This window comes from Haloarchaeobius iranensis (assembly GCF_900103505.1).
Taxonomy (GTDB): Archaea; Halobacteriota; Halobacteria; order Halobacteriales; family Natrialbaceae; genus Haloarchaeobius; species Haloarchaeobius iranensis.
The window spans coordinates 36739-49678 of sequence record NZ_FNIA01000005.1; the positions used below are offsets into that span (position 1 = coordinate 36739).

8 protein-coding genes are annotated in these 12940 nt (G+C 68.7%); 6 read left to right on the top strand and 2 right to left on the bottom strand.

The genetic code is table 11. The features are described 5' to 3' along the window. Positions 1 to 333 precede the first annotated feature (333 nt). From BLT27_RS05550 to BLT27_RS05570, 5 genes are all read left to right on the top strand, one after another. A complete protein-coding gene (locus BLT27_RS05550) occupies positions 334 to 2130 on the top strand; it encodes a glycosyl hydrolase family 18 protein (RefSeq protein WP_089732050.1) in 1797 nt (598 codons plus the stop codon). A 128-nt stretch (positions 2131 to 2258) separates the two neighbouring features. Beyond that, positions 2259 to 4073, top strand: coding sequence for a S8 family serine peptidase (locus tag BLT27_RS05555; protein WP_089732051.1), 1815 nt, complete (start codon positions 2259 to 2261; stop codon positions 4071 to 4073). 241 nt (positions 4074 to 4314) lie between these two features. Continuing rightward, a complete protein-coding gene (locus BLT27_RS05560) occupies positions 4315 to 6204 on the top strand; it encodes a glycosyl hydrolase family 18 protein (protein ID WP_089732201.1) in 1890 nt (629 codons plus the stop codon). Beyond that, entirely contained in the window at positions 6201 to 8045 is a 1845-nt protein-coding gene (locus BLT27_RS05565) for a carbohydrate-binding protein (RefSeq protein WP_089732052.1), read from the top strand. The genes BLT27_RS05560 and BLT27_RS05565 overlap by 4 nt, the downstream gene beginning before the upstream one ends. A 429-nt stretch (positions 8046 to 8474) precedes the next feature. Then, on the top strand, positions 8475 to 9536 hold the full coding sequence (locus tag BLT27_RS05570) for a glucose 1-dehydrogenase (RefSeq protein ID WP_089732053.1): 1062 nt from the start codon (positions 8475 to 8477) through the stop codon (positions 9534 to 9536). Between the two features lie 6 nt (positions 9537 to 9542). Here BLT27_RS05570 and BLT27_RS05575 read toward each other — a convergent pair whose 3' ends face one another. Further along, positions 9543 to 10286: an IclR family transcriptional regulator gene (locus BLT27_RS05575; protein ID WP_089732054.1), complete on the bottom strand. Its 744-nt coding sequence runs from the start codon at positions 10284 to 10286 to the stop codon at positions 9543 to 9545. 46 nt (positions 10287 to 10332) lie between these two features. After that, on the bottom strand, positions 10333 to 11484 hold the full coding sequence (dgoD, locus tag BLT27_RS05580; RefSeq protein WP_089732055.1) for a galactonate dehydratase: 1152 nt from the start codon (positions 11482 to 11484) through the stop codon (positions 10333 to 10335). A gap of 127 nt (positions 11485 to 11611) precedes the next feature. On the opposite strand from dgoD, the gene BLT27_RS05585 reads away from it, so the two are divergent. Continuing rightward, on the top strand, positions 11612 to 12919 hold the full coding sequence (locus BLT27_RS05585; RefSeq protein WP_089732056.1) for an extracellular solute-binding protein: 1308 nt from the start codon (positions 11612 to 11614) through the stop codon (positions 12917 to 12919). Positions 12920 to 12940: the final 21 nt, after the last annotated feature.

The following is a 12940-nucleotide window of genomic DNA, read 5'->3' on the forward strand; positions in this document are numbered from 1 at the left end:
TTCGCGTCCGGATGGGTCGGGTGGGACTCGCGGCCCGATCGTCACTATGACGAAATTCGGCGGCTCGACATCGGCCACGTCCGGCGCCGATAGACTTTTGTCGGCTGTGAACGCATACCAATCCACATCACCACTAGCTCCGGTGTCGCTGGCGATCCGTGCTCGCCGGACCGCCGCCGCGAGAGCGACAGGTATATTATTTGCAGTATTTACGTATGTGAATTATATAGTTTGCTAGAATAGATTTTTAATATAGCCACCGTAAACTACTGCCGAGGTCGCACACTACGGCACGGTCGCGGAAGCGACGAGTGTGGCCTCGTCATCCAACCCATGACACAGGACAGACGCAGCTACCTACGGAACGTATCGGCACTCGTCGCGTCGGTCGTCGGCGCGAGCGCGGCAGCATCGGCGGGGGACACGCCGCCCGAGTGGGACTCGGAGACGGTGTACACGGGCGGTGACCGGGTCGTCTACGACGGCTACATCTGGGAGGCCGAGTGGTGGACCCGGGGGACGACCCCGAGCGAGAGCGCGAACGTGTGGACGAAGATCGGGCCCGTCGACGGCGGCGGTGGCGGCGGCGAGCTGCCGCCGGCATGGAGCGCCGAGGCCACGTACACGGGCGGCGACCGGGTGACCTACGAGGGCTACATCTGGGAGGCCGAGTGGTGGACGAGGGGCGACGAGCCGACCGTCGAGGCCAACGTCTGGACCCAGGTCGAGCCCGTCGAGGACCCCGACGAACCGGCCGGCCCGACGGCGTCGTTCACCGCGAGCGAGGCGGTCGTCGACCCGGGTACCGAGGTTGACTTCGACGCCAGCGGCTCCGAGGGCAGCATCAGCAGCTACGAGTGGAGCTTCGGCGACGGCGGGACCGCCACCGGCGAGGTTGTCTCGCACACGTTTGCAACGGCGGGCGAGTACACCGTCGAGCTGACCGTGACGAACGATAGCGGGACGAGCGACACGGCGACCGACACTATCGTCGCCGACGGTGGCACCCCGACCGAGGACCGTGTCGTCGGCTACTACATGCAGTGGTCGCAGTGGGACCGGGAGTACTATCCCGGCGACATCCCGCTGGACAAGGTCACCCACGTCAACTACGCCTTCCTCACCGTCGAGCAGGACGGGGCGGTGAACTACATCAGCGAGAACGCGGCGATGCGCGTGCTCGAACCGGAGTCCTGGCACGACCACACCGGCTTCGACGAAATCGTCGACGACCCCGACACGCAGTTCCTGTTCTCCATCGGCGGCTGGAACGACTCGAAGTACTTCTCGAACGCCGCCCAGACCCAGGAGAGCCGCGAGCGCTTCGCGAACACGGCCGTCGAGATTATGCGCGAGCACGACTTCGACGGACTGGACATCGACTGGGAGTACCCCGGCGGCGGCGGCAAGTCCGGCAACATCGTCCGCGATGGCGACAAGCAGCGGTACACGGAGCTCCTCCAGACGGTCCGCCAGAAGCTCGACGAGGCGGAGGACGAGGACGGACAGGAGTACCTCCTGACGACCGCGCTGTCGGCCGACCCCAACAAGAACGAGGGGCTAGACCACGCCGCGAACGCCCAGGCGCTCGACTTCCTGAACGTGATGACCTACGACTATCACGGGGCGTTCGACGACAACACGAACCACCAGGCCCCGCTGTACTACAAGGAGAACGACCCGTCGCCGCGCGCGGACGACTTCAACATCGACGCGTCGATGTCGTTCTGGGCCGACACCGCCTTCGACAATAACCAGCTCTCGCTCGGGCTGCCGTTCTACGGGCGCAGCTTCGGGAACGTCGCCAGCAGCGACAACGGCGGGCTCTACCAGTCCTTCGAGGGCTCGCCCGACGGCACCTGGGGCCAGGACAACGGCATCATGGAGTTCTGGGACATCGACCAGAACCTCGAACCCAGCGGCGAGTACGAGTACTACTGGGACGACACCGCGAAGGTCCCCTGGATCTACTCCGAGTCGAACGACGTCCTCGTCAGCTACGACAACCCCGAATCAGTCGGCATCAAGACGGACTACGCCGTCGAGAACGACTTCGGCGGGATGATGTTCTGGACGTTCTCCGGCGACAAGAACGAGGTGCTGCTCGACACGGTCCTCGACCACCTCTGACCCCGGCACCGCTGCATGACATCGCGGCCCGCTCCCGTCCGTCGCTCCCGTAACGGGCGATGTCCGGGGCGCTGGTCGTATACGGTCTGAACAACCACCGAAAGCAACCACAGTTCGCAATTACCAGCATGTCCGAAGACGAACCCTACGACAGAGACAGGCGTAGCTTCCTCAGAACACTCGGTGCCCTCGGGGCTGCCGCGGGAATCGGCGGCGTCGCCGGTGCGACCCCGGGCCGGCAGCCAGGGCCGAAGGAGGACGAACTCCTCGTCGGCGTCGAGCCGACGGCCAGCGTCTCGGCGGCCGCGTCGACCGTCGAGTCGGCCACCCCGTCCGACACGAGCGTCGTCCACCGAAACGAGACGCTCGGCTACCTCGCGGTGCGGGTCCCGGGGTCCGAGGCCAGCAGCGAGTCGAGCACCGCGTCCGGCATCCGCGCGCAGTCGGGCGTCGCGTACGTGGAGGAGAACGCGACGTACCACGCGTTCTTGACGCCGGACGACCCGCAGTACGGGCAGCAGTACGCGCCACAGCAGGTGAACGCCCCGTCGGCGTGGGACACCACCCTCGGCAGCGAGGGCGTCACCATCGCGGTCGTCGACCAGGGGACCGACTACACCCACCCGGACCTCTCGGCCCGCTTCGGCAGCGAGGACGGGTGCGACTTCGTCGACGACGACGGCGACCCGGCCCCGAACGCGGCGAGCGAGAACCACGGCACCCACGTCTCCGGCATCGCCGCCGCGACGACCGACAACGGCACGGGCGTCGCCGGCATGTCCGACTGTACGCTGCTCTCCGTCCGCGTGCTCGGCGGGGGCGGCGGCGGGTCGCTCAGCGACATCGCGGACGGCATCCAGTGGGCTGCCGACCAGGGGGCCGACATCATCAACATGAGCCTCGGGGGCGGCGGCTACAGCCAGACGCTCAAGGACGCCGTCTCCTACGCGCTGAGCAACGGGACCCTGCCCATCTGTGCCGCCGGGAACAGCGGTCAGCGCGGCGTCGCCTACCCGGCGAAATACAGCGAGTGCGTCGCGGTCGGCGCGCTCGACCAGAACGAGAACCTGGCGAGCTTCAGCCAGTACGGGCCCGACCTCGACGTGGTCGCACCGGGGGTCGACGTGCTCTCGACCGTCCCCGGCGGGTCGTACGAGCGTCTCTCCGGCACCTCGATGGCGTGTCCGGCGACCAGCGGCGTCGCGGCGCTCGGCCTCTCCGCGAACCCCGGGCTCTCCGCCGAGGAACTGCGGAGCCAGCTCCAGGACACTGCGGTCGACGTCGGCCTGGGCGAGGAGAAGCAGGGCGACGGTCGCGTGGACGCGGCGAACATCGTCGGCGACGGTGGCGGCGGTGACCCGACCGCCTCCTTGACCGTCTCACCGACCGACCCGGCCGTCGACGAGACCGTGTCGGTCGACGCGTCCGGCAGCAGCGACGACGGGACCATCGCGAGCTACGAGTGGGCGTTCGGCGACGGGGCCACCGCGACCGGCGTCACGGCCAGCCACGCCTACGGGGCCGCAGGCGAGTACACCGTCGAACTCACCGTCACCGACGACGACGGGAACACCGCGACGGCTACCGAGACCGTCACCGTCTCCGACGACGGTGGTGGCGAGTACCCCGCGTGGGACCCCGAGACGGTCTACACCCAGGGCGACCGTGTCACGTACGACGGCAAGGTCTGGGAGGCCCAGTGGTGGACCCAGGGCACCGAACCTAGCAGCGAGGCGAACGTCTGGGAGATGGTCGAGGACGACGACCCCAGCACCGACTGCTCCGGCATCCCGAGCTGGGACGGCACGACCGTCTACACCGACGGCGACGAGGTCGTCTTCGAGGGCACGCTCTGGCGTGCCAAGTGGTGGACCCGGGGCACCGAACCCGCGACGAGCGCGCCGGTCTGGGAGATGCTCGGCGACTGCCAGGGCTCGCAGTGAGGCCGTCCGCCGTCGGTGACTGACCGCCCGTCCCCGTCCCACCGATGGGGTGGGGGCCGACGAGCAGCATCTCTATTTTCAGTACAAATATAGTTAGATTAACTCGTAGAAGAATACTTATTATCTTCTGGCCGGAAGATTCGGCCAGCGTCCACGAGCACGCGTGGGGTCGACGGCACCGGCCGTCGGTAGCGGGGCGGCCGCGACCGCACGCACGACTCCGGTGGACCGGAATCCGACCATGACACAGGACAGACGCAGCTACCTACGGAACGTATCGGCACTCGTCGCGTCGGTCGTCGGCGCGAGCGCGGCAGCATCGGCGGGGGACACGCCGCCCGAGTGGGACTCGGAGACGGTGTACACGGGCGGTGACCGGGTCGTCTACGACGGCTACATCTGGGAGGCCGAGTGGTGGACGAAGGACACCACGCCGAGCGAGAGCGCGAACGTGTGGACGAAGATCGGGCCCGTCGACGGCGGCGGTGGCGGCGGCGAGCTGCCGCCGGCATGGAGCGCCGAGGCCACGTACACGGGCGGCGACCGGGTGACCTACGAGGGCTACATCTGGGAGGCCGAGTGGTGGACGAGGGGCGACGAGCCGACCGTCGAGGCCAACGTCTGGACCCAGGTCGAGCCCGTCGAGGACCCCGACGAACCGGCCGGCCCGACGGCGTCGTTCACCGTGGGTGATCGCTACGTCGAACCCGGCACCGCAGTCGAGTTCGACGCCAGCGGCTCCGAGGGCGACGTGTCGTCCTACGAGTGGGCGTTCGGCGACGACGCGACGGCGACCGGCGAGGTCGTCAGCCACGCCTACGAGAACGAGGGCGAGTACACGGTCGAGCTGACCGTCACCGACGGGAGCGGCGCGAGCGACACCGCGACGGACACGCTGACGGTCGACGAGAACGCGGCCGGTGACGAGTTCAAGGTCGTCGGCTACTATCCGAGCTGGAAGGGCAACGAGGACTACGGCTACTACCCCGAGGACGTCCCGTTCGACAAGGTGACAGACGTGCTCTACGCGTTCCTGGACGTGCAGCCCGACGGCACGGTCACCATCCCGGACAGCGAGGTCGACCACGAGTCGCTGCTCCAGTCCTTCGCCGACCTGAAGCAGGGGCCGGCGGCGGACACGCGGCTCAAGCTCTCCATCGGCGGCTGGGCGCTCTCACCCGGCTTCGAGGATGCCGCTGACGACCCGAGCGGCCGGCAGCAGTTCGCCGACACCGCGGTCGCGCTCATGCGCGAGTACGACTTCGACGGCATCGACATCGACTGGGAGCACCCCGGCCCGAACCGCGGCGTCTGCGAGTGCGGCAGTTCGGAGGGGCCGGCGAACCACGTGAAACTGCTCGAGGCCGTCCGCGAGCGACTCGACGAGGCCGAGGCCGAGGACGACCGCACGTACTACCTCTCGGTCGCCAACGGCGGCTCCGACTGGAACGCCGCGCTCATCAACCACCGCGAGGTCGAGCAGGTCGTCGACGACATCTACATGATGGCGTACGACTTCACCGGCGTCTGGCACGAGACCGCCGGGCTGAACGCGCCGATCTACGGGACCCCCGACGACTATCCGCCCTCCGGCGACGCCCAGCAGTACACCCTGGAGACCACCCTCGAGATATGGAAGAACCAGGGATACTGGGTCGACTGGATGGAGTGGGAGGACCACGGCGAGCCCGTCGAGGACCCCGGCAGCCTCGTGATGGGCCTGCCGTTCTACGGCCGCGGCTGCATCGTCGAGGACGGTATCTGGGACTCGTTCTCGCTGCCGGACTGGCAGCAGGGCGACCCCGAGCACCAGAACGATGTCATCCCGCCGGGAACGTGGAACGACCTCCTCGGCCCGGACCAGGCCAACACCGGCGCGTACGACTACGGCGACCTCGCCGCGAACTACGAGGGGGCCGACGGCTGGGAGAAGCAGGTGAACGAGCAGGGCCAGGTGCCCTACCTCTGGAACGAGTACGAGGGCGTCTTCATCAGTTACGACGACCCCGCCTCCATCGAGGAGAAGGTCCAGCTTGCGAAGGACGAGGGTCTCGGTGGCGTCATGTTCTGGGAGCTCTCCCAGGACTACGACGAGACGCTCATCGACACCATCAACGAGGCCAAGCCATGAGACGGCGGACGTACCTCCGGTCGGTCTCCTCGCTCCTCGGCGCGAGCGCGGCGGCCTCGGCGGCCTCGGCGGCCTCGGACACGCCCCCCGAGTGGGACGCCGACACGGTCTACACGGGCGGCGACCGCGTCGTGTACGAGGGGTACGTCTGGGAGGCCGAGTGGTGGACGAAGGGCGACGAGCCCACCATCGCGGCCAACGTCTGGACCCGCATCGAACCGGTCGACGGCGGCAGTGGAGGCGACGGGCCGCCGGCCTGGAGCCCGGACGCGACGTACACCGAGGGGGACCGGGTCACCCACGACGAGTCCGTCTGGGAGGCGAAGTGGTGGACGCGGGGCGACGAGCCCGGTGCGAGCGAGTGGGGGCCCTGGAAACTGGTCGAGGACGGCGGTGGCGGCGGTGGCGAGGAGCTCGCGGCGGCCATCGACGCGAGCGCGACGACCGTCACCGTCGGCGAGAGCGTGACCCTCGACGGCTCCGGCTCGACCGGCGACGTGGCGTCCTACCAGTGGGCCGTCGGCGACCGCGAGCCCGTCACGGGCGTCGAGACGGCCGTCACCTTCGACGACCCCGGCGAGTACGCCGTCACGCTGACCGTGACCGGTGCCGACGGTGCGACCGCGAGCGCGGAGACGACGCTGACCGTCGAGCCCGAGGACCAGCCGCCGGACGAGCTCACGCCCGAGACGACCATCGCCGAGTTCCTGCCGAACTACCAGGAGCGGCACATCCCGGACGTCTTCCTCGATTTCATGCCCGACGAGGTGGACAGCGGCGGGGGCCACGGGGGCCACGCCACGGCGGCGGTCGCGTGGCCGGACGACGAGAAGGCGGCCGACTTCGCGGTCGACCTCGACGCGATCCGGAACAACGTCGAGGACGGCTCGCTGCAGTTCGGCTCGCTCGGTACCCAGGCGCTCGACTGGGCCAGCGAGTTCCGCGCCGCCGGCCTGCCGGACCACGCCGTCGCCCAGCTGCTGCCGCGGCTGATGCTCCTGCCCGACGAGCGGGAGGCCCCGACGTTCCAGGGGCCGGGGCGCGACGCGGCCTGGGACGAGACGGCCGGCCCCGTCGCCGCGAGCAACGACCCATCCGCGCTCGTCCAGGACCCCTGGCCCACGGACGCACGCGGGGAGGACGACGAGGAGGTCGCCGAGCGCGACCGGGTCTACTTCCAGGCGCAGGACGACCCCGCGTGGTCGGACGACTTCGAGTACCTCGACAACTACGACAGCGCGCTGCTGGAGACGCTGCAGGAGAACACGCACCCGGCGACCGGCGAGCCGCTGGGTGGCGATAGCTTCACCGCGAACGCGCCGATGGAGGTCAGCACGGAGGTCCACGGCAGCGACTGGTTCTGGTACCAGGTGCTCCTGTTCGAGAACACCGGCCCGGTGCCGTACCACCTCGACGGCGCGGTCGTCTGGTGGCTCGGTCCGGCGAACTTCGGCAAGACGATGTCCGCCGGCGCGTACAACAACGAGCAGCGCCCGAAGCCCGGCTACGGCCACCCGCAGCGCGACATCGTCGAGATAACGCTCCCCGACGAGCACGTCCCCGACGAGTACGCCGACGTCGACTCGACGCTGTCGGCGTACGCCGTCAGGCTGGCGTACCACGACTCGCCGTACAACATGCGGACGGCCTACCCCGGCCAGTACTGGTCGCTGGAGATCAGCGTGGGCGAACCGCTGCACCAGAAGTTCGACACGGCCGAGCAGCGCCAGCAGGTCGTCGACATGATTGCCGACACGGCCCACGTCGAACTGGAGACCGACATGGACCTGAACGACGACGTGGTCGACGCCATCGAGCTGTACAACCGCGTCGGGAACTGACCGGAGCGCGGGCCTGGCCGAGCCCGCCGGTTCGCGTGCCGTCACGCACCGCGTACAATTATTTGACGTGTGAGGCGATATGCATGCAGCCTGTGTGCAGCCGTCCTGGCGTGGACGGTCTCGCAGCAGGCACCCACGACACGGAAGCGCAGGACCTGCCTCGGGAACGCACCGGCACTCGCCGCGTCGGTCGTCGGCACGAGCGCAGCGGCATCGGCGGCGGATACCCTCGCCCGAGTGGCGGTTCCTTCCGTCCGCCGACCGACCCGAACTTATTTGTCTCGACTCCACGACGAACGTCATAATGGCGACCGGACGACCACGGCCCAGCACCAGCGACGTGTGCCGGACACGCCCCGGTGCGGGCCACCGAGCAGACGACGTATCGCAGCGAGACGACCACCCCAGCAGACCGACCGCCGGGGGAAGATGCGCGCGGTAGCCGTCCACCGCGGGGAGGAGACGCCCCGCGTCGTGGAAGTCCCGAAGCCCAAGCCGGGCCCGGGAGAGGTCCTCGTCGAGACGCACCGCGTCGGCGTCGACGGCACCGACCACGAGGTCATCGCGGGCAACCACGGCGGCTTCCCCGCGGGCGACGACTACCAGATACTCGGCCACGAGGCCGTCGGGACCGTCGTCGACCCGAACGGGACCGGGTTCGAGGTCGGCGACGTCGTCGTCCCGACCGTCCGTCGGCCACCTGAGGGGACGAACGAGTACTTCGAGCGCGGCGAGCCCGACATGGCCCCGGACGGCCGGTACCTCGAACGCGGCATCGTCGGCGCACACGGGTACATGGCGGAGTACTTCACCAGCCCCGCCGAGTTTCTCGTCCCCATCCCCGAGTCGCTCGCGTCCCACGGCTTCCTGGTCGAGCCGACGAGCAACGCGGAGAAGGCGCTCGACCACGCGTTCTCGGCGCGCTCGGCGTTCGACTGGCGGCCGGAGTCGGCGCTCGTGCTCGGCAACGGGCCCCTCGGGCTGCTGACGCTGGCGCTCGTCGCAGACAGCTTCGACCGACTGTACTGCCTCGGTCGGCGCGACCGGCCGGACCCGACAATCGACGTCATCGAGGGGCTCGGGGCGACGTACGTCGACTCGCGGGAGACCCCGGTTCCGGACGTCCCGGCGGTCCACGAGCCAGCCGACCTGGTGGTCGAGGCGACCGGTCACGCGAAACACGCCTTCGAGACAGTCCGGGCGCTCGCACCGAACGGCGTCGGCGCGCTGCTGGGTGTGCCCGAGGACTGGACGTTCGAGGTCGACGGCGGCCGCGTCCACCGCGAGCTGGTCATGGAGAACAAGGCGCTCGTCGGCAGCGTCAACTCGCACGTCCCGCACTTCGAGGCGGCCATCGACTCCGTCGCGGCGTTTCCGGACTGGTTCGTCGACGACCTCGTGACGACGGTCGTCCCCGCCGAAGAGCCCGCGGCGGCGTTCGCGACCGATGACGGGACCATCAAGACCGCCGTCGAATTCGCGCCGCTGTAGCCCGTCTCAGAGGGACTCCTCGATTCGACGCACCGTCCCGAGCACCATCCCGGAAACGTTCTCCTCGAGTCGCTTGCTGCTGAGGCGGTCGGCGTGGCCGGCGACGTAGACGGCGGCGACGGTCTCGTCGGTCTCGAACGCGACGGCGACGCCGTGGATGCCCTCACGCTGCTCGCCCCGCTCGATGGTGATGCCGCGCTCCCGTGCGGTTGCGAGCTCGGCGTCGAGCGCCTCGCGGTCGGTAATCGTGTTCTCCGTGCGCGCGGGCAGCCCGTCAGCCTCGACGACGGCGTCCACGGCCGCCGCGTCGAGCCGGGCGAGGATGGCCTTCCCGGGCGCGCTGCAGTGCAGCTCCGGCGCGGTGAGGACGGCCTCGGACGGGTGGTCCGTGGACTGGTAGAGGTCGACCGCGCTCGACCCCTGTTTGACGACGATGCCGGCCGTCTCGTCGGTCGTCTCGGCGAGCTGGTCGACGTGGGGCTTCGCCGCGTGGTACAGCGCCGAGCCCTGTCGGACGCGCTCGCCGACGGAGACGAAGCGGTACGACAGCGAGTACTCCACGCCCTCCTTGACGACGTAGCCGAGTTCGCGCAGCGTCGCGAGGTGCTTGTACGTCGTGCTCCGCGTATAGCCGAGCTCGTCCGCGAGCGCGGTGACGCGGACCGTCCCCCCTGCGTCGGCCATCGCCTCCACCACGGCGAACGTCTTCCGCGGTGCGGTGAGCGTCGCCGGTTGGTCGCTCTCGGTCATACCGGTACGTCGACGTGTTCTCGGTTAAGGATTTCGCGTGACGAAATTACCAGTCGGCGATGCTCCCGTCCTCGTTGCGCCAGGTCGGGTTGTACCACTCGACGTTGACCGTGGACCGCTCCGCGACGGTCTCCTCGTCGATGCGGATGCCGAGTCCCGGCTCGTCCAGCGTGTCGAGGTAGCCCTCCTCGAAGTCGAACACCGAGGTGTCGGCGAGGTAGTCGTAGGCCGGGCCACGCTCCGCGGAGTGGACGTCGAAGCCGTGGTCCTGCACGACGAGGTTCGGGACGACCGTGTCGACCTGGAGCGAGGCCGCCAGCGCGATGGGGCCGAGCGGGCAGTTCGGTGCGATGGCGACGTTGTGGGCCTCGGCCATGTTCGCAAGCTTCACCAGCTCCGAGATGCCGCCGGCGTGGGAGACGACGGGCTGGATGAGGTCGACGCCGCCGCCCCGGAACAGCTCCTTGAAGTCCCAGCGGGAGTAGAGTCGCTCTCCGGTCGCGAGCGGGGTCCGCGACTGCGCCGCGATGTCGGGCAGGTGCTCGCTGTGCTCGGGGAGCACCGGCTCCTCGATGAAGAGCAGGTCGAGGTCGGCCAGCCTGTCGGTGAGCGTCTTCGCCATCGACTTCGAGACGCGGCCGCGGAAGTCGACGCCGATGTCGACCGTATCGTCGAGCGCCTCGCGCACCTGCCGGATGCGGTCGACCGTCTCGTCGATGACCGCCGGGGATTCGATGTGGCGCGTCTGGTTCGTGGCGTCCATCTTCAGCGCCGTGTACCCCGAGTCGACGAGCCGTTCGGCCTCCTCGATGACGTCCGAGGGGCGGTCGCCGCCGACCCACTGGTAGACGCGGATGCGCTCGCGGCTCTTCCCGCCGAGCAGTTCGTAGACGGGGGCGTCGTAGTACCGACCCTTGATGTCCCAGAGCGCCTGGTCGATGCCCGCGATAGCGCTCATCAGGATGGGGCCTCCCCGGTAGAACCCGCCGCGGTAGAGCGCCTGCCAGTGGTCCTCGATGCGCCGTGGGTCACGGCCGACGAGGTAGCTGTCGAGCATCTCCGTGACAGCGGTCCTGACTGTCTTCGCCCGGCCCTCGACGATTGGCTCCCCCCAGCCCGCGATGCCCTCGTCCGTCTCCAGCTTCAGGAACAGCCAGCGTGGCGGCACTTCGTAGAGTTCGTAGCCCGTGATTTCCATGGCGACGTGTTCCGGCTACGCGGTCATAAACGGGCGTGGTGTCGGTCACACGCTCCTGTGCCCCGGTTGCTAGTCGTTACCGTGAGGGGTACTTATTTATACTCCGTTTGCAATTGTGCTAACGGCTATGCGAGACGATAGTACACCTTCGGTATCCCGGAGGACGCTGCTCGCGGGGGCTGGGACGACCGCTTCACTGAGCGTGGCTGGCTGTCTGGGACAGCTGACCAGCTCGGGAAGCGGCGGCGTCACCCTGCAGGCGCGTCACTTCGCGACGGACGGAGTCGAATCGTTCTACGAGAAGCATGCGGCGAAGTTCGAGGAGGAGACCGGTATCGCGGTCGAACTCGAGACAATGGGCTGGGGCAACGCCAAGCAGAAGCAGCTCAACAGCATCACGAGTCGCGACGGCCCCGACGTCGAGGAGATCGCCTCGACGTGGATGCCCCAGCAGATCCAGTCCGACGCGTGGCTCGACCTCGACGAGCTCGACATCTCGCTCGACGGGGTGTTCGACCAGCCGACCGGAATCGCGGAGTACGACGGCGTCACCGCCGGCTTCCCGTGGTTCTGGGGGCCGCGTGGGCACCTGATGCACGGAAACATGCTCGAGGAGGCCGGCATCTCCGACGCGCCCGGTACATGGGACGAGCTCGTCGAGCAGGGCGAGCAGTTCTCGGATGCGCACCCGGAGAAGAACCTGTTCGGGCTGCCCGGCGCGAACAACTGGGCGGTGACCCAGTACTACGCGATGCTCGTCTGGCAGGCGGGCGGCTCGCTCCTCTCCGAGGACAACTCGACCGCGCAGTTCGACAGCGACCGTGCCGTCGAGGCCCTGAACTTCTACAAGGACCTCGCGACGACCCACGGCGTCGCCCCCGAGTCGTCCGCCGAGTGGGACGGCCCGGCACGCGACAGTGCGTTCATAAACGGCCGCATCGCGAGTACCTGGAGCGCGCTCAACACGGTCGACCGCGTCGTGGCCGAGAGCGACGCGACCCGCGAGTCGATGTCGGTGGCGAAGCCGCCGGTCGGCCCCGGCGGGAGTTCGGCGACGTTCTACGGCGTCAACCTCGTCGGCATCCACCCGTGGACGAACCACGAGGACGAGGCCGCGCAGTGGCTCGAGTACCTGATGCGTCCGTCGGTCAACGCCGAGATCGCCGCGAACACCGGCTTCCTGCCGACTATCGAGGACGGCTTCGAGCAGGAGCAGTTCGCCGGGGAGCTCTACCAGACGTTCGCCGACGAGGTCCTGCCGGTCGCACAGACGTTCCCGCAGGTGCTCGGCTGGGGCCAGGTCGAGGGTATCATGAAGAACGCCGTGACCGACGTGCTCACCAGCGCCGTCAGCGGGGGCTGGAGCGAGGGCGACACCAGGGACGCGCTGGAGACCGCGGCGGAGCAGGCCAACAGCGTCCTCGACGAGAACTGACGCGGCGTATCGACGGACGGC

Excerpts from the sequence above, each read along its gene's own strand:
- BLT27_RS05550 (WP_089732050.1), top strand. The coding sequence starts at position 334 with ATGACACAGGACAGACGCAGCTACCTACGGAACGTATCGGCACTCGTC.
- BLT27_RS05565 (WP_089732052.1), top strand. The coding sequence starts at position 6,201 with ATGAGACGGCGGACGTACCTCCGGTCGGTCTCCTCGCTCCTCGGCGCG.
- BLT27_RS05575 (WP_089732054.1), bottom strand. The coding sequence starts at position 10,286 with ATGACCGAGAGCGACCAACCGGCGACGCTCACCGCACCGCGGAAGACG.
- dgoD (WP_089732055.1), bottom strand. The coding sequence starts at position 11,484 with ATGGAAATCACGGGCTACGAACTCTACGAAGTGCCGCCACGCTGGCTG.
- BLT27_RS05560 (WP_089732201.1), top strand. The coding sequence starts at position 4,315 with ATGACACAGGACAGACGCAGCTACCTACGGAACGTATCGGCACTCGTC.
- BLT27_RS05555 (WP_089732051.1), top strand. The coding sequence starts at position 2,259 with ATGTCCGAAGACGAACCCTACGACAGAGACAGGCGTAGCTTCCTCAGA.
- BLT27_RS05570 (WP_089732053.1), top strand. The coding sequence starts at position 8,475 with ATGCGCGCGGTAGCCGTCCACCGCGGGGAGGAGACGCCCCGCGTCGTG.
- BLT27_RS05585 (WP_089732056.1), top strand. The coding sequence starts at position 11,612 with ATGCGAGACGATAGTACACCTTCGGTATCCCGGAGGACGCTGCTCGCG.